The organism is Vibrio cholerae (assembly GCF_008369605.1).
In the GTDB taxonomy this organism is placed as follows: Bacteria; Pseudomonadota; Gammaproteobacteria; order Enterobacterales; family Vibrionaceae; genus Vibrio; species Vibrio cholerae.
Genome location: NZ_CP043554.1, coordinates 756134 through 775513 on the forward strand (window position 1 = coordinate 756134; position 19380 = coordinate 775513).

Genomic DNA, 19380 nt, shown 5'->3' on the forward strand with positions numbered 1-19380 from the left:
AATGCGAAAATTGGCGGCTCTGTTTCTCATCCCTGTCCCCGGGTTGGCTGCCACCAGCAGCCAACTGGATTTAGCGACCACCTTGGGGTCGCTTTTGTTCGTTATCGCTCTGATACTGCTACTGGCTTGGTTACTCAAACGCATGCGTGTGCCTGCTTTCGGTCAGCCAAAAGGGCTGAGTATCATCAAACAATTACCCGTTGGCACCCGAGAGCGGGTGATGATCATCCAAGTGGGCGAAGAGCAGTATTTGATTGGGGTGACTACTCAGTCAATTCAATTGCTGGCCAAACTCGATAATCCACTCATACAGGAGGAGCTGCCGGCAACCGCCTTTTCTAACCAGTTGATGCAGCTACTGAAAAAACATGAAACGGACTCAAAGACTTAATTTAACCTCTTGGTTGACGACAGGATTACTCACTTGGCTGCTTTCGGGGTTGCTTGGTTTTACCTCGCTCGCTTTTGCCGAAGAACCACTGAATACCGCAATTCCATCCACCGCTGCCGGAGCTTCCTCTGTCACGGTGACGGCGCTAGAAAAAGAGCAAGGGAATGCCAAAACTATCGCGTTAGGCAGTAGCAGTGGTGGCGGTGGAATTCCGGCATTTACCATGACCACCAATTCCGATGGCAGCGAAGATTACTCGATAAACCTGCAAATTCTGGCACTGATGACCATGCTCGGCTTCTTGCCTGCCATGGTGATTTTAATGACGTCCTTCACCCGCATCGTGGTGGTGATGTCTATTCTGCGTCAAGCGATGGGTTTGCAACAAACCCCGTCTAACCAAGTGATTATCGGTATTGCGCTGTTTCTGACCTTTTTCATTATGGCGCCAGTATTTAACCAGATTAATGAACAAGCGGTGCAGCCTTATCTCAATGAGCAGATCACCGCACGCCAAGCGTTTGATTTAGCGCAAGAGCCACTCAAAGCCTTTATGCTCAAGCAGACCCGAGTCAACGATCTCGAAACTTTTGTGGAAATGTCCGGCGCACAAGTGACCGCGCCTGAGCAAGTGTCGATGGCGGTACTGATCCCTGCTTTTATTACCTCTGAGTTAAAAACGGCCTTCCAAATCGGCTTTATGCTGTTTTTGCCTTTTTTGATCATTGACTTAGTTGTGGCCTCAGTGCTCATGGCCATGGGTATGATGATGCTTTCGCCCATGATTGTCTCTTTGCCGTTTAAATTGATGTTGTTCGTGTTGGTGGATGGTTGGAACCTTATCCTGTCGACCTTGGCGGGCAGTTTTGCCTTGTAGCGGGGAGGGCACATGACACCAGAGATATTTGTTGAGCTGTTTAAAGAGTCACTCTGGCTGGTACTGATCATGGTGTGTGCCATCATCATTCCTAGCTTATTGGTGGGTTTGGTCGTCGCCATTTTTCAGGCGGCCACCTCGATTAACGAACAGACGCTGAGCTTTTTGCCTCGTCTTATCATTACCTTATTAGCACTGATGTTTTTTGGGCACTGGATGACACAAATCCTGATGGACTTTTTCTACAGCATGATTGAACGCATGCCGCAGGTTCTGTACTAGGAGTCCTTATGGAATATCCCGCCAGTGTCGTCCTTGATTTCATTGCCAACTACTTCTGGCCGTACACGCGTATTGCTGCCATGTTGATGGTGATGACGGTCACAGGTGCGCGCTTTGTGCCTGCGCGGGTACGTCTCTACTTAGGGTTAGCGCTCACTTTTGCGGTGATGCCCGCGATTCCTGCGGTTCCTTCCGATATTGCCTTGCTCTCGCTACAAGGATTCATGATCACCTTCGAACAGATTGTGATCGGTGTGGCGATGGGCATGGTCACCCAGTTTTTGGTGCAAATCTTTGTCATGCTCGGTCAAATCCTCGGTATGCAATCGAGCTTAGGTTTTGCCTCCATGGTCGACCCCGCTAACGGACAAAATACTCCGCTACTCGGTCAGCTTTTTATGTTACTGGCCACGCTGTTTTTCCTTGTCAGTGATGGCCATTTGAAAATGATCCAACTGGTCGTCTTCAGTTTTAAAAGTTTACCGATTGGCAGCGGCTCACTGACGACGGTGGATTTTCGTGAGTTAGCGCTGTGGCTCGGTATCATGTTTAAAGCATCATTGGCCGTCTCACTGTCGGGCATTATTGCACTGTTAACCGTGAACCTCTCCTTTGGGGTAATGACACGTGCGGCGCCTCAGCTCAACATTTTCTCGCTCGGTTTTTCGTTTGCGCTCTTGGTGGGGTTATTGCTCTGTTGGTACATCGTCCACGGTTTGTACACCCATTACGATATTTATTGGCAAGAGGCGGAAGAGCAAGTTTGCCGTCTCATTCGCTTAAACTGTTAGGAGGCTGATTTGGCAGAATCCGACGGACAAGAAAGGACTGAAGAAGCCACGACCCGAAGGTTGCAGCAGGCCAAGGAAAAAGGCCAAGTTGCGCGTTCGAAGGAGTTGGCTTCTGTCTCGGTATTGGTAGTAGGTGCGGTTTCCTTGATGTGGTTTGGCGAGATCTTGGCCAAAGGATTGATGGTGGCCATGCAGCGCCTTTTTGAGCTAAGCCGTGAAGAGATTTTCGATCTTGGTAAGCTGTTTGACATCATTGGTGGCTCACTAGTCAACCTGCTGTTGCCCTTGCTCATGATCCTGACCACCTTGTTTATCGCTGCCTTAATCGGTGCGGCGGGGGTCGGTGGGATCAGTTTTTCCGCTGAAGCGGCGATGCCTAAACTGTCGAAAATGAATCCGCTCAGTGGCTTAAAGCGAATGTTTGGTATGCAAAGCTGGGTCGAGCTGCTCAAATCCATCTTGAAAGTGTTGCTGGTGTCTGGCGTCGCTTTTTATCTGATTGAAGCTTCGCAAAAGGATCTGTTCCAGCTCAGTCTTGATGTGTATCCGCAAAACATCTTTCATGCGCTGGATATTCTGCTCAACTTTGTGTTGCTGATCAGTTGTTCGTTACTGGTGGTGGTGGCGATTGATATTCCATTCCAGATTTGGCAGCACGCTGAACAACTGAAAATGACCAAACAGGAAGTCAAAGACGAGTACAAAGACACCGAAGGTAAACCAGAGGTGAAAGGGCGCATTCGTATGTTGCAACGTGAAGCGGCGCAGCGACGTATGATGGCTGCACTGCCACAGGCCGATGTCATTATCACTAACCCTGAGCACTTTTCGGTAGCACTGCGTTATAAGCAGAACACCGATAAGGCGCCGGTGGTGATAGCCAAAGGTGTCGATCATATGGCACTCAAGATCCGTGAAATCGCGCGGGAATATGACATTGCGATTGTTCCTGCACCGCCCTTAGCACGAGCCTTGTACCACACGACCGAGCTGGAGCAGCAAATTCCGGATGGCCTATTCGTGGCCGTCGCTCAAGTGTTGGCATTTGTGTTCCAGCTTAAACAGTATCGCCGCAAAGGTGGTCAGCGGCCGAAACTCAACGAAGAGAACATGCCTATCCCACCGGATATGCGTTACTAACTATCCCCTGCCTACTTGAAGCTGCAGCGGTGTTGGCTACGGCTCGTTCACCCCAATCACATAGTTATCTATGCTCATGGGGATGAACTCACTTGCCGCCTACCTGCAACTCCAAGTAGTTTGGGTATATCGATTTTAATTCACTATTTCTCAGGAATAGACAGCAGCACCAAGAGCGCGCCATCACCGCCAAATTCGAGTGGGGCTTGGTGGAACGCGAGTACATCTGGGTGCTGTGCCAGCCACAGTGGAACATTCTGTTTTAAGATGTGCTTGCCAATGCCATGCTGCACGCAAGCACAATGCACATTCTCTTTTAGGCAGTAGGCGATCATCGCTCCCAATTCGCGTTTCGCTTCTTGCTGAGTCATACCGTGCATATCCAAAAACACATCGGGCACATACACACCGCGGCGTAGCCTTTTCACTTCGTACTTGGAGACATCACTGCGCGCATAACGGGTCGGCCCTTCATCGGTCAGATGAGGCATAAACTCGTCAGAAAAATAGAAATCATTGTCGGAGGCTTCACGCTCGGTACGGCGGATTTCTTTTTGCTTGGGATTTCTGTTTGGTGCGTGGAGTATGGTATCCTGACGCAACTTTTTTACGCCCTTTACTTCGTCACGAAACAGTGAGAAATCGTCGTCAAGATTATCTTTATCGTTGTTGTTATGGGTAATTCGGTGATCGTTTTTGCTCATTAGGGTGACGTGTTTTTGTTACTGTAAATGGATGACGCGGTATTGTAGCGCTTTTTGGAGGCAATTTTGGATAAGATTTTCGTTGAGGAAGCGGTTTCTGAACTGCATACCTTGCAAGACATGATTCGTTGGACTGTGAGTCGATTTAACGCTGCGAACCTGTTTTATGGTCAAGGCACGGACAACGCTTGGGATGAAGCGGTACAACTCATTCTGCCAACGCTCTATCTGCCGATTGATGTGCCTCCGCATGTGCTGAGTTCGCGCTTAACCAGCAGCGAGCGTTTACGTGTGGTAGAACGCGTGATCAAACGTATTAACGATCGTACCCCCGTGGCGTATCTGACCAACAAAGCGTGGTTCTGTGGCCTCGAGTTTTTCGTTGACTCGCGAGTACTGGTTCCGCGTTCGCCGATCGGTGAGCTGATCCAAAACCGCTTTGAACCTTGGTTGACAGAAGAGCCAACCCGCATCATGGATCTGTGTACTGGCAGCGGTTGTATCGCGATTGCTTGTGCTAATGCTTTCCCTGAAGCAGAAGTCGATGCGATTGATATTTCAGTCGATGCGCTGAACGTCGCCGAGCAAAACATTCAAGATCACGGTCTAGAACAGCAAGTTTTCCCTATCCGTTCCGATCTGTTCCGTGATTTGCCACAAGAGCAGTATGACCTGATTGTGACCAATCCACCTTATGTGGATCAGGAAGATATGGATAGCTTGCCGAGTGAGTTCCGTCATGAACCTGAGCTCGGTCTTGCTGCGGGTAGTGATGGCTTGAAACTGGCTCGCCGTATTCTGGCTAATGCCCCACTGTATCTAAAAGAGAACGGGATTTTGGTGTGTGAGGTTGGTAACTCCATGGTGCATATGATGGAACAGTACCCGCACATCCCATTTACGTGGTTAGAGTTTGAAAATGGCGGTCACGGCGTATTTCTGCTGACTCGTGAACAGCTTATCGACTGTGCGGCGGATTTTGCGCTGTACAAAGATTAATGATGACACGCTGAATGGATGCCAACGCCGACCTTTGAGTCGGCGTTTTTTATAGCATATAAACAGCCGAAAGACCTTGGAGAAGGTGGTGAATAACAGCATTAGCCCGTGAAAACGGTCGAATCTGGTCATTTTTAGGACTTTACATCACAAAGCATTAACGCCACTATGAAGCCACGAAGAACAGTTAATCAGTGAAACTGGAGTTTCACTGTGCATTGAGGAAGTCATGGCAGGAAACAGTATCGGACAACATTTCCGAGTCACCACATTCGGAGAAAGTCACGGTATCGCACTGGGATGTATTGTCGATGGTTGCCCACCGGGGCTCACCATCAGCGAAGCGGATTTACAAGTGGATCTTGACCGTCGTCGCCCCGGCACATCGCGTTATACCACCCAGCGTCGCGAGCCGGATGAAGTCAAAATTCTCTCTGGTGTGTTTGAGGGCAAAACCACAGGCACATCGATTGGGCTATTGATCGAAAACACTGACCAACGCTCTAAAGATTATTCGGATATTAAAGACAAATTCCGTCCCGGACATGCGGACTACACCTATCATCAAAAGTACGGTGTACGGGATTACCGTGGCGGCGGCCGTTCATCGGCACGTGAAACCGCCATGCGTGTTGCGGCGGGAGCGATTGCCAAAAAATATCTGCAGCAAGAGTTTGGCATTGAAGTGCGTGCTTACTTGTCGCAAATGGGGGATGTCGCGATTGATAAAGTGGATTGGAATGAGATTGAAAACAACGATTTCTTCTGTCCTGATGTCGATAAAGTGGCTGCGTTTGACGAGCTGATCCGCGAGCTGAAAAAAGAAGGCGATTCGATCGGCGCGAAAATCCAAGTGGTCGCTACAGGCGTGCCGGTTGGACTGGGTGAGCCTGTGTTTGATCGCTTAGATGCGGATATTGCCCATGCCTTGATGAGCATCAACGCCGTGAAAGGAGTCGAGATTGGTGATGGCTTTGATGTGGTGCGCCAAAAAGGCAGCCAACACCGTGACCCGCTCACTCCACAAGGTTTCCGCTCTAACCATGCGGGTGGCATTTTAGGCGGCATCTCCAGCGGGCAAGATATTGTCGCTAATATTGCGTTGAAGCCAACGTCCAGCATTACCGTGCCGGGTGAAACAATTGATGTTAACGGTGAGCCAACCGAGCTTATCACCAAAGGTCGTCATGACCCTTGTGTGGGGATTCGCGCTGTACCGATTGCAGAAGCCATGTTGGCGATTGTGCTGATGGATCATCTGCTGCGTCATCGTGGTCAGAACCAAGGTGTCGTAACGACAACACCGAAAATTTAGTGATGCGCTAAACCCTGTAAAGAGCCCAACGCCCTCGATTGAGGGCGTTGTCATATCCGCTTAATTTACCGTCGGGGCAGACTAGTGAATGGAGTTCTCGGTTTCTAAGTGGAAAGAGGGCAGACGCCATTTAAAACGCACCGCAGCCATCCGCAAAGTGTAACCGACCACCAGAGTCACTACTGTGCTCACCACATCACTGACACCAAATTCAAGCAAGACGAGATACAGTCCTGATGCCAACAGAGCAATCGAGGCGTACAACTCTTCATGCAATACCAAAGGTGGTTGACGGCAGATTAAATCGCGCAGCAAACCACCAAACACGCCAGTGACTACCGCAGAAACTAAACAGATGCCGGGGTGCAGTCCCATGCGCATCGCCACTTGCGTACCGATGATCGAAAACACAATCAGACCTAGCGCATCAAGACGAATAAACAGGCCTTTGAGCTTGATGACCCACTTATAGACCCAAGTGGTCAGCACGCCCGCGACACAAGTAATCGCCAGATATTCAGGATTTTTTACCCAGCCGAGTGGGTAGTGGCCCAGCAAGATATCGCGCACTGTACCACCGCCAATCGCAGTTGCGCTGGCAACCAGCATGACGCCAAACCAGTCCATTTTGCGACGGCCAGCACTCAAGGCTCCGGTCATGGCTTCCGCCGTGATCCCAATGATATACAAAACACTCAGCAGCATGCATCACCTCATTCAACAGCAGAGGATATATACCCTTCCTACTTGAGGCTGCAGCGGTGTTGGCTATGTTCGTTCACCCCAATCACATAGTTTACCTATGCTTCTAGGGATGAACTTATGGGCCGTCTACCTACAACGCCAAGTAGTTTGGTATAGAAAAATTAAGGCGAAATTCTAGGTTTTATCTTAGGGAATAAACAATGATTTTTTATAAGGTGAAGGTGGCTTTAATTAGTAAAACTTATGTCTTGCCGATTGTTCTCATTCCAATTGATTCCTAATAGAAGCCGATGGTTTTAGGTTTAGCACTTTACCCGATGAGAAAAAATCTCCAGAATGCACGCCGTCACCCATATTGACTATGCACTATGAACCATCAATACCAAGACCTCATTGATATTTTCAATCAGACGTTTTACGCCGATTACAACACCAAGCTGGAGTTGGGCGGCGATGAGCCCATTTATTTACCGGCGGATGAACGAGTCAGTTACCACCGTATTATTTTTGCTCGTGGCTTTTATGCTTCCGCTTTGCATGAAATCGCTCACTGGTGTGTGGCTGGGCCGCAGCGGCGTCTGCTTGAAGATTTTGGTTACTGGTATGAACCGGATGGTCGTACTGCACAAGTGCAGGCGGAATTTGAAAAAGTGGAAATTCGTCCGCAAGCTTATGAGTGGATTTTAGCCATAAGCGCAGGCTTTCCCTTTACCGTAAGTTGTGACAACCTCAACGGTGATTTTGAGCCAGACCGTTTGGCTTTTATGAGCAAGGTACACAGTGAAGTGCTCAAGATTCTTGAACAAGGTTTACCGCAGCGGGTAAAGCTGTTGTCGGAGGCGTTAAGCGCTTTTTACCAAACGCCCGCCTTACTGCCTGAACACTTTGCGGTTAAATAACCCTAGGTGAAAACCATTTATCCATTAACGAGAAGCTGATGATTATTGAATTTGAAGAGAAACTGCTGGATCTGATTGATGCACAAGTCGTTAACGCGTCCAGTGATGAGCTGTTTGCGGGTGGCTATTTACGTGGACACATTTCACTTTCTGCGGCGCAGTGTGAAGAGGAAGGGATCACCGAACTTGATGTGCTCAAGCAACGCATTGAGCAAAGTTTAGAGGCGGCACGCTCAGAGTTGAGCCCTGCCGACCGCGCGATTGTGGCTGAGCTTTGGCAACAGCTGGCCGCGCAGGCGTAACCAAACCATCCAGTTTGATCGCGAAAGCCACTATCATTAGGGCAAGCAGTAGGGCAAGGCTTTCGCGATTTCCCACGTTTTCGCTCCACTCTCCAGTGCTAAAAGTGAGTTGTTCAAACTTTCTGAACAACTAAGTAAAAAAATCAGGATTGTTGCGCATCCATTTCCCGACTAATCTTGCTTTAACACTAGTCAGGGGAAACCACCATGAAAATTATTGCCTTCGGTGCCAGCACCAGCTCAACATCTATTAATAAAGCGCTTGCCACTTTTACCGCCAATCTTGTCGATGGTGCACAGGTACAAGTGCTGAATATCAACGATTACTCTGTACCTATGTTCAGCGAAGATCTGGAAAAAGAGATTGGTCAAGCGGAAGGAGCCCAAGCCTTTTTGCGCGACCTTGCACAAGCAGATGCTTTCGTGATTTCGTTTGCTGAGCACAATGGTCACTACCCTGCGGCGTACAAAAACCTGTTCGATTGGGCAACTCGTATCAATCGCGCTCTGTTTGGTGATAAGCCAGCGGTGTACCTGTCTACTTCTCCAGGCCCTGGTGGTGCGAAGTCCGTGCTTGCTGCCGCTACCGCTTCAGCGCCTTTCTTTGGGGGAAACGTAAAAGGATCGGTTTCAGTGCCTAGCTTCTACGATAACTTCGATCTCGAGCAAGGGGTTGTGACCAAGCCTGAGATTGTTGCTGAGCTGAAAGCGGCGGTGGCTAAGCTCTCTGCTTAAGAAAAAATTGTCCATTAAGTCCTAAATGTCTAAAGCCTCGCACTGCGAGGCTTTTTTGATCGGCGTTGATTGCCTTTATCAGACTTTTTGTGTGAGCGCCTTGCCTTTACGCAGCTTTCGAACCCACATCCGACAAGGGTGTAACTGTTCGAGCAGATCCACGCCTAGTGGCATGGGGTCGCCACACATTTGCGAAGCAAGAAGTTCTGCCATCAGCGGCGCGCTACTTAAACCGCGTGAGCCAAGCCCGACCAACGCATAAAGTTGCGGATAGAGCGCGATTGGCTCGGCTTCTTGCTGCTGAGCTAAATCGCGATATTGCTCGGTGATTTTCGAAAATTCGCCGACATTGCCGACAAAAGGCAGATGATCGCGACTCACACAGCGCACGCCTTGGCGTGATTGATTGCCGCTGACATCCACTTCCAATGGCCAAGTTTGCTCAGGCAAGCAGTGAATTAGCTTTTGTGCATTTTCGCGTTGTGCTTGCGCATCAAAAGTCGTATCAAGGTGCTGGCGATCATAACTTGCGCCAATACAGTGATACCCATTTTGTTGGCTGACCGGAGTCATGTAACCATCGTAACAGAGCACGCTGTTGATTTTGCTCAGCGTCTCTGTGGTCGGGATGTGGCTCACTTGGCCTTTCACTTTGCCAAGTGGTAACTCTGCGGTTTGTGACAGGCTGTCAAATTGATGGCCACTGGCAATCACTACACACTGATGTGACATGAGTGTGTCGCCACTGCGCAGTTGCCACAGTTGAGTCTCTGGCTGCCAAGTCAATGCATCAATCGGAGTCTGATAATGCGCAGTGAGCTTGCCCTGCTGCTCTAAAAGATGGATTAAGCCTTGAGTCAGCTCTGCAGGGCAGAGCCAGCCTCCGAGCGGATAATGCACACTGGCTTTATCCACTGGCACGCCGACTTGTTGGTTGGTTTGCTCTGCAGATAAACCATGCACTAATTGTGTTGGGAAATTCCCCTCAAGCATGCTCTTGAGTTTGTGCGTGGCTTTTTCATCCCACATTAATTGAGTCACGCCGCACCAATCGTGGTCAAAGTTTATCTGCTCCGCCGCTTGTTCAATCCATTGGCGGGCAAACAGAAAGGCAGGCGCAAACACTCGTGAAACGGCGTTGTGATCGCCACTGAGTAGCGGATAGACAGCGCCTTGTCGGTTACCGGATGCGCCTTGCGCCGGTTTCTCATCGGCACAGTAAAGCGTGACGGCAACACCGCGTCTGGCTAAGGTTGCCGCTAGCGTGGCACTGGCGATACCACCGCCGATGATGGCCACCTCTTGTAAGCCGTGAGTAGCCTCAAAACGAAATTCGGGTGCGATATTGGTGTAAGGTTTTTTTTCACTCAGGCTGCCGGCGATCATTTCTCGCTTAGTGCCAAAGCCTTTAACCTTTTTCATCGCAAAACCCGCGTCAATCAAGCCGCGGCGGACAAAGCCAGCCGAAGTAAAGGTGGCGCAGGTACAGCCATGTTTCGCCAGTTTCGCCATACCTGCAAACAGGTCTTGATTCCACATCTCGGGGTTTTTGCTGGGAGCAAAACCATCGAGGAACCATGCATCCACTAAGCCTTGCTCTTGTGTTGCGACTTTCGGCAGGCAGTCTTTGATATCACCAAACCAGAGATCGAGCGTGACGAGCCCATCATCCAACACAATCCGCTGACACTCTGGAATGGCTAACGGGTAGTGCTTATGCAGTTTTTGCGCGAATTGCGCCAGTTCCGGCCACGCTTGATGCGCTTGAATTAAATCGCTTTTACTGAGCGGGTATTTTTCAAAACTGATGAAATGCAGCTCTTTGAGTTTGGCATCGGGATTGGCTTCACGAAACGCGACAAACGCTTGCCACACCGCCAGAAAATTCAGGCCAGTACCGAAGCCGGTTTCTGCAATCACAAATCGTCTTTGGTCATCGTTGTGCCATCTTTGTGGGAGATGATTCTGCTCAAGGAACACATAGCGCGTCTCAGCCAGACCATTGACGTTAGAGAAATAAACATCGTCAAATTGATCAGAGACGGGGGTTCCTGCGTCGTTCCAGCCAAGCTGGGCGTGTGAAATGGATGACATAATGAACAAATTCTATGAAATCAGGCTGAATATGGCTCGAGATTGTACGAATTTATGGGAAAGCTGACCACTTCTGTTATCCTTCTTCGATATCATCTAGCCAAATTTACATAATAGGAATGTTACATGAAACGAGTCGTCATCACCGGTATGGGTATTATTTCGAGTATCGGTAACAACGTCGAAGAAGTTTTGGCCTCACTAAAAGCTGGCAAGTCAGGCATCACCGCCTCTGAACAGTTTAAAGAGCATGGTTTGCGTTCACAGGTTTGGGGCGATTTAAAAATCAATCCAGAAGAACATATCGATCGTAAGCAAATGCGCTTTATGGGTGATGCGGCTGCGTATGCATACCTATCTCTTGAACAAGCGATTGCTGATGCGGGTTTAACCCCTGAGCAAGTGTCGAACGACCGTACGGGTATCGTTGCTGGCTCTGGTGGCGCATCTTCTGAAAACCAAGTTATCGCAGTCGATACTCAGCGTGAAAAAGGCGTAAAACGCGTGGGTCCTTACATGGTGCCTCGTACCATGTCTTCTACCGTTTCTGCGTGTTTGGCTACGCCATTCAAAATTCGCGGTGTGAACTACTCAATCAGCTCTGCTTGCGCGACTTCGGCGCACTGTATTGGTAACGCGGTTGAGCTTATCCAACTGGGTAAGCAAGACATCGTGTTTGCCGGTGGTGGTGAAGAGCTGTACTGGTCACAAACCATGATGTTTGATGCGATGGGCGCACTATCCACCAAATACAACGAAACACCAGAAAAAGCGTCGCGTACCTACGATGCCGATCGTGATGGTTTCGTGATCTCTGGCGGCGGCGGCATGGTGGTGGTTGAAGAGTTGGAACACGCTCTGGCGCGCGGCGCAAAAATTTACGGTGAAATCGTCGGTTACGGCGCGACTTCCGATGGCTACGACATGGTTGCTCCATCGGGTGAAGGCGCTATCCGTTGTATGAAAATGGCGATGCAAGGCGTGGATAAGATTGATTACATCAACACCCACGGCACATCAACCCCAGTCGGTGATGTGAAAGAACTGGGTGCAATCCAAGAAGTGTTTGGCGGCAATAGCCCAGCGATTTCTGCAACCAAAGCGATGACCGGTCACGCATTGGGCGCTGCGGGTGTGCATGAAGCCATTTACTCAACACTGATGCTGCACCACGGCTTTATCGCTCCAAGTATTAACATTGATACTTTGGATGAAGCGGCGCAAGGTCTGGATATTGTGACGGAACTGCGTGAGCAAGAGCTGACGACTGTGATGTCTAACAGCTTTGGTTTTGGTGGTACAAACGCAACTTTGGTTATCAAAAAATACCAAGGTTAAGCGCACCAGATCCAACACAGTTTCCAGAACAGATTAGTTTCGCTAATCGAACAGACGCAGACTCTGTCCCATGGAGAGCGGGATAGGATCCTTTTGTTCTGGATGTTTGCCCGGCGGCCTAGGTCGTCGGGTATTTTTATTCTCGACAGCCTCCGTGCTTTTCTGCACAATGCCTGCAACTTTGATTGCCGCAAATTCCCACTATGAAAATTCTGATTGATGAGAACATGCCTTACGCTCAAGCGCTGTTTAGTCAGCTTGGCGAAGTGATCTTAAAACCCGGCCGTACCTTAACCGCCGATGATCTGATTGATGTCGATGCCTTAATGATTCGCTCAGTCACCAAAGTCAATGAAGCTCTCCTTGCTAAAGCGAATCGCTTGAAGTTCGTGGGTACCGCGACCGCGGGTATGGACCATATTGACCAAGCTCTGTTAAGAGAGCGTGGCATCTTCTTCACGGCGGCTCCTGGCTGTAACAAAGTCGGTGTTGCGGAATACGTGTTCAGCGTGCTCATGGTGCTTGCGCAGCAGCAAGGGTTCTCGGTTTTCGATAAAACGGTAGGCATCATCGGTGCTGGCCAAGTGGGTAGCTATCTTGCGAAGTGTCTTTCTGGCATTGGCATGAAAGTGCTGCTCAATGATCCGCCTAAGCAAGCGCAAGGTGATGAGCGAGAATTTACCGAGCTGGAAACCTTACTTAAACAAGCGGATGTCATCACCCTGCATACGCCGATTACCCGCAGCGGTGAGTGGCCAACCCATCATCTGATTGATGCGGCAATTCTTGAGCAACTGCGCAGTGACCAGATTTTAATTAATGCGGCGCGTGGCCCTGTAGTGGATAACGCGGCGCTGAAAGCGCGTTTACAACAAGGCGATGGTTTTACCGCTGTATTAGACGTGTTTGAGTTTGAACCGCAAGTGGATATGGAATTGCTACCACTGCTCGCATTTGCCACTCCGCATATTGCAGGTTATGGTCTTGAAGGTAAGGCGCGTGGTACCACCATGATTTTCAATAGCTACTGCGAGTTTCTTGGCAGTGCACACTGTGCAAACCCAGCAAGCTTGTTACCCAAAGCGCCTGTGCCCAAAGTTTATCTAGAGCGAGCATGGGACGAGGAAACACTGCGTACGCTAACTCAAATTATTTATGATGTGCGTAAAGATGACGCACAGTTTCGCCGCGAGATTCACCAACCCGGAGCGTTTGACTTAATGCGCAAACACTATTGGGATAGACGTGAATACAGCGCGGTGACACTAGCTGGAGGCGCTGATTGCCATTTGGCTCCTTTGGCTAAACTCGGTTTTCAAGTAGAGGTATGTGATGAGCCAACAATTTAATGTTGCCATTTTTGGCGCAACCGGCGCTGTAGGCGAAACCATGTTGGAAGTACTACAGGAGCGTGAGTTTCCTGTGGATGAACTTTTCCTGCTGGCAAGTGAGCGCAGTGAGGGAAAAACCTATCGCTTCAACGGTAAAACCGTGCGTGTGCAAAATGTCGAAGAATTTGACTGGTCGCAAGTGCATATTGCGCTGTTTTCTGCCGGTGGTGAGCTTTCTGCCAAGTGGGCTCCGATTGCCGCAGAAGCGGGTGTCGTGGTGATCGACAACACTTCACACTTCCGTTACGACTACGACATTCCTCTTGTAGTACCTGAAGTGAACCCAGAGGCGATTGCCGAATTTCGTAACCGCAATATTATTGCTAACCCAAACTGCTCAACCATTCAGATGCTTGTCGCGCTAAAGCCGATTTACGATGCGGTGGGGATTGAACGTATTAACGTGACGACTTACCAATCGGTCTCAGGTGCTGGGAAAGCTGGGATTGATGAGTTAGCAGGACAAACCGCTAAACTGCTCAATGGCTATCCAGCGGAAACGAATACTTTTAGCCAGCAGATCGCGTTTAACTGTATTCCACAAATCGATCAGTTTATGGACAACGGTTATACCAAAGAAGAGATGAAGATGGTGTGGGAAACCCAGAAAATCTTCAATGATCCTTCGATTATGGTCAACCCAACGTGCGTACGTGTACCGGTATTCTATGGTCATGCAGAAGCGGTGCATGTGGAGACGCGTGCTCCGATCGATGCAGAGCAAGTGATGGACATGTTGGATCAAACCGATGGTATTGAGCTGTTCCGCGGCGCAGATTTCCCAACTCAAGTGCGTGATGCTGGTGGCAAAGATCATGTATTGGTTGGCCGTGTGCGTAATGACATTAGCCATCACAGCGGTGTGAACCTGTGGGTAGTGGCTGATAACGTGCGTAAAGGTGCGGCAACCAACGCGGTACAAATTGCAGAGCTGCTCGTACGCGATTACTTCTAAGCTTTTCATTAAGTTATAAAAAAACCCACCATTCGGTGGGTTTTTACTATCAGGTTCGGTTTAAAGAGCGTAAAGCCTATGGTTATTTCTTCGGCTTGTGAGCGTTAGGATTGTCTTTGCAGCTACCATCACTGCCACATTTGCCGTACAAATAGAGGCTGTGGTTAGTCAGTTGCACATTGTATTTCGCCGCGATCTCTTTTTGACGTTGTTCAATCACATCGTCAGAAAACTCGATCACTTCACCACAGTCAAGACACACTAGGTGGTCGTGATGGTGTTGCGTTGAAAGTTCAAAAACTGACTTGCCGCCTTCAAAGTGGTGACGAGTGACGATACCTGCATCATCAAATTGGTTGAGAACTCGGTACACTGTGGCAAGACCAATCTCTTCGCCGAGATCAATCAACTTTTTGTACAGCTCTTCAGCACTAATATGTTGGCACTCTGGCTGTTGTAAAACTTCTAAAATCTTAAGCCGTGGGAGGGTAACTTTAAGACCAGCATCCTTTAGCGCTTGGTTATTGTCTGACATATACTTTCCTGTTGATGTTCTGCAGTGATACATCCGTTCTACATGAAATGGCAATCGTATTGGCTGCGTTGTCAAACCCACCTCAACCGTTGCTGTAGTGGGGATCACTCACTTGCCGCTTACCTGCATCTCAATTCGTTTGGGTATAACAGAAGTCAATGTTGCTTTGCATTATAGGTGAGTCACCGCGAACAATAAACCACGAACTTCAAGAGGTTAATGGGAAACCTGCAAAGTCGAGGCAAATCACTGAACAAAGTGCTCTTACCAGTTACAATAATTTAACAACGATAGCATCATTATTAGGCAGCAACCATGATGCATTGATTACTGCTGCCTTACACGAAGTCTAGGGCACTCAGGGTATGAATAAAACACTCTCTAAGCTTTATCAACCGAATATTGTGAAGTGGGCACTAAACTCTTGGCCTCCATTTTGGGGCGCTGGGATCCATATCGAATCGATCAGTGCGGATTTTCGCGAAGTTCGCATCCGCTTGAAATTACGCTGGTGGAATAAAAACGCCAACCGGACTCAATACGGCGGCAGCATTTTCTCACTGACGGATCCCGTTTATGCCTTGATGCTGATGGGCATATTGGGGCAGCGTTATTACGTATGGGACAAAGAAGCGAGCATTAACTTCATTAAACCGGGCGATACGGATCTCTTTGCCGAATTTCGTATCACCCAAGAGATGTTGGATTGGATCTTAGCGTCCACAGCGGAAGGCGATAAATGCTTCCCTGAATTTATTGTGCATGTCAAAAACGCTCGTGGCGAAGTGGTTTCGGAGGTGCAGCGCAAGCTTTATGTGCGTAAAAAACCGCAATACCGCGAAAGTGTCAGCGAGTGTATTGAGTAACATTTATCGGTTTTGGCGTCGGCACAACGCAATCCAAGCTTCGGCGGTTTTTGAAACATAACGTTCGCGATGCCAAACTACGCCCAAACGCCAATCTATAGCCGGTGTGATGGGGTAGATTAATACGCCATCCCCTTGAATCCTTTGACAAAGCGGCGCTGGAAGAAAGCACACGCCAACCCCGCTTTTGACTAATGCCACCAAAAAATCCCACTGGCTACTGCGCGCGGCGACTTGTGGCGTATAGCCCGCCGCTTGGCAGCAGGTATGAATGTGGTCACTTAGGGTAAATTCATGGGTAAACAGATAGAAAGGCTCTTGGCTGATCTGCGCCCAAGTGAGTGTGGTGAGTGATCGCCAGCGAGGAATATCGGGGACCACGGCAAAAATAGGGTAGTGATCGAGGGCAACCGTATTGAGATCGGGATGCTGATTAGGGGAAAGCATGGTCACCGCCACATCAATATCACCGTCTAAGATCGCTTGTTCTATCTTACGTCCGCCATACTCCACCACCGTTAATTCGACGTTAGGGTACGTCTGACGATATTGACGAAATAACCGTGCGTAAACATGCCCCACCATGGGCGGAATGCCTAAACGCAAATGGCCGCGCTGCAGTTGGTTTAAATCCGTGAGTTCCGCGTCCAGTTGCTGCATTTGGGTTAAGATCTGCTGTGCTCTTTGATAGACAATCTCTCCGGCTTCAGTCAGCCAGAAGCGTCGTCCTTCACGATGTAGAAGGGGCTGTTCTAACTCCTGCTCCAAATTACGGATCATCTTACTGATGGTTGGCTGAGTCACAAACAGGCGCTCAGAGGCTTTGGTAAAACTCTGCTGGTTAACCAGTTCAACGAAGTAGCGCAGAGCCCGGATATCCATGTGTTACCTCTTGTATGCCTAAATGGCATGAATTAAATAAATTTAAGTCATTTTATGCTGGTAATCACCCGGAATACAATGTGACCCAGTTCCCATTTTATCTAGGCAACCTTAATGCAAAACGTTACGCGTGCTTTTCAGTTTAAGCATAGCCTACTGATTATCGTTCAAGTGGCGGCACTTTCACTGATTTGGTTTTTTTCCGATTGGTTGGTCAATCAGTTTCACCTGCCGTTACCCGCCAATTTAACGGGAATGCTGATTTTGTTGTTACTGGTTATGCTCAAAGTGGTAAATGTCGAGTGGTTTCGGCGTGGGGCGAGCTGGTTGCTGGCTGAAATGTTGCTGTTTTTTGTTCCGGCTGTCGTGGCGGTGGTGAATTACCAAGACTTAATGCGCCAAGAGGGGATTAAAATTGCTGTGGTTTTAGTGGCCAGCACCATCTTGGTGATCGCATCGACGGCTTGGGTAGTCGATAAAATGCATCGAGTTGAGCTGGTTTTAGCGAGACGTAAACGTCGCCAGATAGCGCTGGCGCGCAGTGTGGAGAAGTAGAATATATGTCGACTTCATTACTCAGCCTTTTCTGTTTTCTGCTCACGTTACTGTTTTACTATGCGAGTAAATTTCTTTATCGACGTAAACGCAGTTTGTTGCTGATGCCGCTGTTACTCGCGCCATTGCTGCTCGTCATCGTGGTGATGATGTTTCATATCCCTTATCAAGCTTACATGGCCGATGCCCATTGGCTATTGTGGTTACTGGGCCCAGCAACCGTCGCTTTTGCCGTTCCGGTTTACGATAACCGGGCGTTATTGCGTCAGCACTGGTTATCCTTATCCGTTGGTGTCTTGGTATCGGTGCTGGTGGCTATTTCAAGTACGGTGTTGTTGGCGCGTTGGCTCAACCTTCCTGACTTGCTGCAACGCAGCCTTGCTATGCGTTCTATTACCACCCCTTTTGCGGTAGAAGCGACGAAATCGATTGGTGGACAAAGTGATCTAACCGCGCTGTTTGTGGTACTGACAGGGGTCATTGGCATGGCTGTTGGTGAGATAATCCTCACCGTGCTTTCTATTCGCTCTCGCTTAGGGAAAGGAGCAAGTTTAGGGGCTTCAGCTCATGGTGCTGGCACGGCTAAAGCCTATCAAATCGGTAATTCAGAGGGTGTGGTGTCCAGCGTAGTGATGATGTTGGCGGGCATGGTAACTGTGGTGATCGCTCCTTGGATTGGACGCTGGTTTTGGTGATAGGCAGAAATTGAAACTCCCCCTAATAAAAAATCCCCTGCTGGGCAGGGGATTTTTTATTTTGACTCTGCAAATTAGTCTTCAAGTTCAGCGAGACACATCTCTTCATAAACTTGGTTAACCCATTTGGTCACGCGTTGCTCAGTTAGCTCTGGCTGGCGATCTTCATCGATACACAGACCGACGAAGTGATTTTCATCCACAAGGGCTTTAGAAGCTTCAAATTCGTAACCTTCGGTTGGCCAGTGGCCGACAATGGTTGCGCCTTTCGCTTGAATGATGTCACGTACGGTGCCCATCGCATCGCAGAAGTACTCTGCGTAATCTTCTTGGTCACCACAACCAAAAATGGCAACAAGCTTAGTTGAAAAATCAATGGCTTCTAGCTCAGGGAAAAAGTCGTCCCAGTCGCACTGTGCTTCACCGTAGTACCAAGTCGGGATACCCAGCAACAGCAGGTCGAAGTTATTGATGTCTTCTTTGCTGCTTTTGGCAATATCTTGTACGTGAACCAGTTTTTTACCGAGTTGTTTTTGAATCATCTTTGCAATAGCTTCGGTGTTGCCGGTGTCGCTGCCAAAGAAGATACCTACACTTGCCATAGAATCATTACCTTTAGAATGTTAAAGAGTCGCGAAGCCTTGCGGAGCTTAACCTAGTCCACTGCCTTCCCAAGTCAATTGAATTATGCCTTTGGCGACAAAGCCTGCGCACCCTAAAAAGAGAACCAACCACACAATACGACGCCCGAAAGGGGGAACATTACCTTGTTTCAACACATCTTTAATCGCCATGCCAATCAAGAAGAAGATTGAGGCAAACAGCAGATCGAGTCCTACAGACTCCAACATGTTCATGTAGTCGTAAAGCATGATATTCCTTTATGCCAAATTGCTTGCGCGCACTATACCACTGTTATCTGACAAAGT

General features: G+C 48.9%; 23 protein-coding genes. 16 read left to right on the forward strand and 7 right to left on the reverse strand.

Annotation, left to right across the window (positions count from 1 at the left end; translation table 11 throughout):
- Position 1 precedes the first annotated feature (1 nt).
- Genes fliO through flhB form a run of 5 tightly spaced genes read left to right on the forward strand, consistent with a single transcriptional unit; the run spans position 2 to position 3481 of the window.
- A complete protein-coding gene (gene fliO / locus F0316_RS03635; RefSeq protein WP_149560218.1) occupies positions 2–391 on the forward strand; it encodes a flagellar biosynthetic protein FliO in 390 nt (129 codons plus the stop codon).
- Entirely contained in the window at positions 369–1268 is a 900-nt protein-coding gene (gene fliP, locus F0316_RS03640; protein WP_000831828.1) for a flagellar type III secretion system pore protein FliP, read from the forward strand. The genes fliO and fliP overlap by 23 nt, the downstream gene beginning before the upstream one ends.
- Positions 1269–1280: 12 nt before the next feature.
- Positions 1281–1550: a flagellar biosynthesis protein FliQ gene (gene fliQ / locus F0316_RS03645; RefSeq protein ID WP_000187051.1), complete on the forward strand. Its 270-nt coding sequence runs from the start codon at positions 1281–1283 to the stop codon at positions 1548–1550.
- A gap of 8 nt (positions 1551–1558) precedes the next feature.
- Positions 1559–2341: a flagellar biosynthetic protein FliR gene (gene fliR, locus F0316_RS03650; protein ID WP_000456297.1), complete on the forward strand. Its 783-nt coding sequence runs from the start codon at positions 1559–1561 to the stop codon at positions 2339–2341.
- A gap of 9 nt (positions 2342–2350) precedes the next feature.
- The gene (gene flhB, locus F0316_RS03655; RefSeq protein ID WP_000840984.1) at positions 2351–3481 is read left to right on the forward strand and encodes a flagellar biosynthesis protein FlhB; all 1131 of its coding nucleotides are present in this window, start codon (positions 2351–2353) and stop codon (positions 3479–3481) included.
- 143 nt (positions 3482–3624) lie between these two features.
- Here flhB and smrB read toward each other — a convergent pair whose 3' ends face one another.
- Positions 3625–4185 (reverse strand): endonuclease SmrB, encoded by a 561-nt coding sequence (smrB, locus tag F0316_RS03660; RefSeq protein WP_000041524.1) that lies wholly within the window; start codon positions 4183–4185, stop codon positions 3625–3627.
- A 66-nt stretch (positions 4186–4251) separates the two neighbouring features.
- Here smrB and prmB point away from each other — a divergent pair, with 66 nt between their 5' ends.
- Positions 4252–5184 (forward strand): 50S ribosomal protein L3 N(5)-glutamine methyltransferase, encoded by a 933-nt coding sequence (prmB, locus tag F0316_RS03665; RefSeq protein ID WP_000357782.1) that lies wholly within the window; start codon positions 4252–4254, stop codon positions 5182–5184.
- 229 nt (positions 5185–5413) lie between these two features.
- Positions 5414–6499: a chorismate synthase gene (gene aroC, locus F0316_RS03675; protein ID WP_000918434.1), complete on the forward strand. Its 1086-nt coding sequence runs from the start codon at positions 5414–5416 to the stop codon at positions 6497–6499.
- Between the two features lie 81 nt (positions 6500–6580).
- On the opposite strand, the gene F0316_RS03680 is transcribed toward aroC, so the two are convergent.
- Entirely contained in the window at positions 6581–7204 is a 624-nt protein-coding gene (locus F0316_RS03680) for a trimeric intracellular cation channel family protein (protein WP_000927466.1), read from the reverse strand.
- A gap of 368 nt (positions 7205–7572) precedes the next feature.
- Here F0316_RS03680 and F0316_RS03685 point away from each other — a divergent pair, with 368 nt between their 5' ends.
- The 3 genes from F0316_RS03685 to F0316_RS03695 all read left to right on the forward strand — a co-directional run bounded on the left by F0316_RS03685 (position 7573) and on the right by F0316_RS03695 (position 9140).
- Positions 7573–8103 carry an elongation factor P hydroxylase gene (locus F0316_RS03685; RefSeq protein WP_001016498.1) on the forward strand — a complete coding sequence of 177 codons (531 nt, stop codon included), beginning with the start codon at positions 7573–7575 and terminating at the stop codon, positions 8101–8103.
- A gap of 38 nt (positions 8104–8141) precedes the next feature.
- On the forward strand, positions 8142–8405 hold the full coding sequence (locus F0316_RS03690) for a YfcL family protein (RefSeq protein ID WP_000582706.1): 264 nt from the start codon (positions 8142–8144) through the stop codon (positions 8403–8405).
- Between the two features lie 207 nt (positions 8406–8612).
- Positions 8613–9140 carry an NADPH-dependent FMN reductase gene (locus F0316_RS03695; protein ID WP_149560219.1) on the forward strand — a complete coding sequence of 176 codons (528 nt, stop codon included), beginning with the start codon at positions 8613–8615 and terminating at the stop codon, positions 9138–9140.
- Positions 9141–9218: 78 nt separating this feature from the next.
- On the opposite strand, the gene mnmC is transcribed toward F0316_RS03695, so the two are convergent.
- Positions 9219–11234, reverse strand: a complete 2016-nt coding sequence (gene mnmC, locus F0316_RS03700) for a bifunctional tRNA (5-methylaminomethyl-2-thiouridine)(34)-methyltransferase MnmD/FAD-dependent 5-carboxymethylaminomethyl-2-thiouridine(34) oxidoreductase MnmC (protein ID WP_162806064.1) — start codon at positions 11232–11234, stop codon at positions 9219–9221.
- A gap of 126 nt (positions 11235–11360) precedes the next feature.
- Here mnmC and fabB point away from each other — a divergent pair, with 126 nt between their 5' ends.
- From fabB to F0316_RS03715, 3 genes are all read left to right on the forward strand, one after another.
- The gene (fabB, locus tag F0316_RS03705) at positions 11361–12572 is read left to right on the forward strand and encodes a beta-ketoacyl-ACP synthase I (RefSeq protein WP_000832701.1); all 1212 of its coding nucleotides are present in this window, start codon (positions 11361–11363) and stop codon (positions 12570–12572) included.
- A 203-nt stretch (positions 12573–12775) separates the two neighbouring features.
- Positions 12776–13921, forward strand: coding sequence for a 4-phosphoerythronate dehydrogenase (locus F0316_RS03710; RefSeq protein ID WP_172625953.1), 1146 nt, complete (start codon positions 12776–12778; stop codon positions 13919–13921).
- Entirely contained in the window at positions 13905–14918 is a 1014-nt protein-coding gene (locus F0316_RS03715) for an aspartate-semialdehyde dehydrogenase (RefSeq protein WP_149560221.1), read from the forward strand. Before F0316_RS03710 ends, F0316_RS03715 begins: the two co-directional genes overlap by 17 nt.
- 82 nt (positions 14919–15000) lie before the next feature.
- Here F0316_RS03715 and fcrX read toward each other — a convergent pair whose 3' ends face one another.
- A complete protein-coding gene (gene fcrX, locus F0316_RS03720; protein ID WP_001282826.1) occupies positions 15001–15453 on the reverse strand; it encodes a ferric iron uptake transcriptional regulator FcrX in 453 nt (150 codons plus the stop codon).
- Positions 15454–15818: 365 nt separating this feature from the next.
- Between fcrX and F0316_RS03725 the strand changes: the two genes are divergently transcribed.
- Positions 15819–16319, forward strand: coding sequence for a DUF4442 domain-containing protein (locus tag F0316_RS03725; protein WP_001044404.1), 501 nt, complete (start codon positions 15819–15821; stop codon positions 16317–16319).
- A 3-nt stretch (positions 16320–16322) separates the two neighbouring features.
- Here the strand turns inward: F0316_RS03725 and F0316_RS03730 are convergent, their stop codons facing one another.
- Positions 16323–17201, reverse strand: coding sequence for a LysR family transcriptional regulator (locus tag F0316_RS03730; protein WP_001959153.1), 879 nt, complete (start codon positions 17199–17201; stop codon positions 16323–16325).
- A 114-nt stretch (positions 17202–17315) separates the two neighbouring features.
- Between F0316_RS03730 and F0316_RS03735 the strand changes: the two genes are divergently transcribed.
- Positions 17316–17756 (forward strand): CidA/LrgA family protein, encoded by a 441-nt coding sequence (locus F0316_RS03735; RefSeq protein ID WP_044127230.1) that lies wholly within the window; start codon positions 17316–17318, stop codon positions 17754–17756.
- 5 nt (positions 17757–17761) lie between these two features.
- Positions 17762–18451 carry an LrgB family protein gene (locus tag F0316_RS03740; protein WP_000107910.1) on the forward strand — a complete coding sequence of 230 codons (690 nt, stop codon included), beginning with the start codon at positions 17762–17764 and terminating at the stop codon, positions 18449–18451.
- A gap of 74 nt (positions 18452–18525) precedes the next feature.
- Here F0316_RS03740 and fldA read toward each other — a convergent pair whose 3' ends face one another.
- Complete coding sequence (gene fldA / locus F0316_RS03745) at positions 18526–19053, reverse strand: flavodoxin FldA (protein WP_000179037.1); 528 nt, start codon at positions 19051–19053, stop codon at positions 18526–18528.
- 48 nt (positions 19054–19101) lie between these two features.
- Complete coding sequence (locus F0316_RS03750; protein ID WP_000965050.1) at positions 19102–19323, reverse strand: DUF2788 domain-containing protein; 222 nt, start codon at positions 19321–19323, stop codon at positions 19102–19104.
- Positions 19324–19380 lie beyond the last annotated feature (57 nt).

Coding starts and splice junctions, on each gene's coding strand:
- F0316_RS03695 (WP_149560219.1), top strand. CDS start 8,613: ATGAAAATTATTGCCTTCGGTGCCAGCACCAGCTCAACATCTATTAAT.
- fliR (WP_000456297.1), top strand. CDS start 1,559: ATGGAATATCCCGCCAGTGTCGTCCTTGATTTCATTGCCAACTACTTC.
- fcrX (WP_001282826.1), bottom strand. CDS start 15,453: ATGTCAGACAATAACCAAGCGCTAAAGGATGCTGGTCTTAAAGTTACC.
- F0316_RS03685 (WP_001016498.1), top strand. CDS start 7,573: ATGAACCATCAATACCAAGACCTCATTGATATTTTCAATCAGACGTTT.
- fabB (WP_000832701.1), top strand. CDS start 11,361: ATGAAACGAGTCGTCATCACCGGTATGGGTATTATTTCGAGTATCGGT.
- fldA (WP_000179037.1), bottom strand. CDS start 19,053: ATGGCAAGTGTAGGTATCTTCTTTGGCAGCGACACCGGCAACACCGAA.
- F0316_RS03750 (WP_000965050.1), bottom strand. CDS start 19,323: ATGCTTTACGACTACATGAACATGTTGGAGTCTGTAGGACTCGATCTG.
- aroC (WP_000918434.1), top strand. CDS start 5,414: ATGGCAGGAAACAGTATCGGACAACATTTCCGAGTCACCACATTCGGA.
- F0316_RS03740 (WP_000107910.1), top strand. CDS start 17,762: ATGTCGACTTCATTACTCAGCCTTTTCTGTTTTCTGCTCACGTTACTG.
- fliP (WP_000831828.1), top strand. CDS start 369: ATGAAACGGACTCAAAGACTTAATTTAACCTCTTGGTTGACGACAGGA.
- smrB (WP_000041524.1), bottom strand. CDS start 4,185: ATGAGCAAAAACGATCACCGAATTACCCATAACAACAACGATAAAGAT.
- F0316_RS03690 (WP_000582706.1), top strand. CDS start 8,142: ATGATTATTGAATTTGAAGAGAAACTGCTGGATCTGATTGATGCACAA.
- F0316_RS03725 (WP_001044404.1), top strand. CDS start 15,819: ATGAATAAAACACTCTCTAAGCTTTATCAACCGAATATTGTGAAGTGG.
- F0316_RS03680 (WP_000927466.1), bottom strand. CDS start 7,204: ATGCTGCTGAGTGTTTTGTATATCATTGGGATCACGGCGGAAGCCATG.
- fliO (WP_149560218.1), top strand. CDS start 2: ATGCGAAAATTGGCGGCTCTGTTTCTCATCCCTGTCCCCGGGTTGGCT.
- F0316_RS03715 (WP_149560221.1), top strand. CDS start 13,905: ATGAGCCAACAATTTAATGTTGCCATTTTTGGCGCAACCGGCGCTGTA.
- F0316_RS03710 (WP_172625953.1), top strand. CDS start 12,776: ATGAAAATTCTGATTGATGAGAACATGCCTTACGCTCAAGCGCTGTTT.
- mnmC (WP_162806064.1), bottom strand. CDS start 11,234: ATGTCATCCATTTCACACGCCCAGCTTGGCTGGAACGACGCAGGAACC.
- F0316_RS03730 (WP_001959153.1), bottom strand. CDS start 17,201: ATGGATATCCGGGCTCTGCGCTACTTCGTTGAACTGGTTAACCAGCAG.
- fliQ (WP_000187051.1), top strand. CDS start 1,281: ATGACACCAGAGATATTTGTTGAGCTGTTTAAAGAGTCACTCTGGCTG.
- F0316_RS03735 (WP_044127230.1), top strand. CDS start 17,316: ATGCAAAACGTTACGCGTGCTTTTCAGTTTAAGCATAGCCTACTGATT.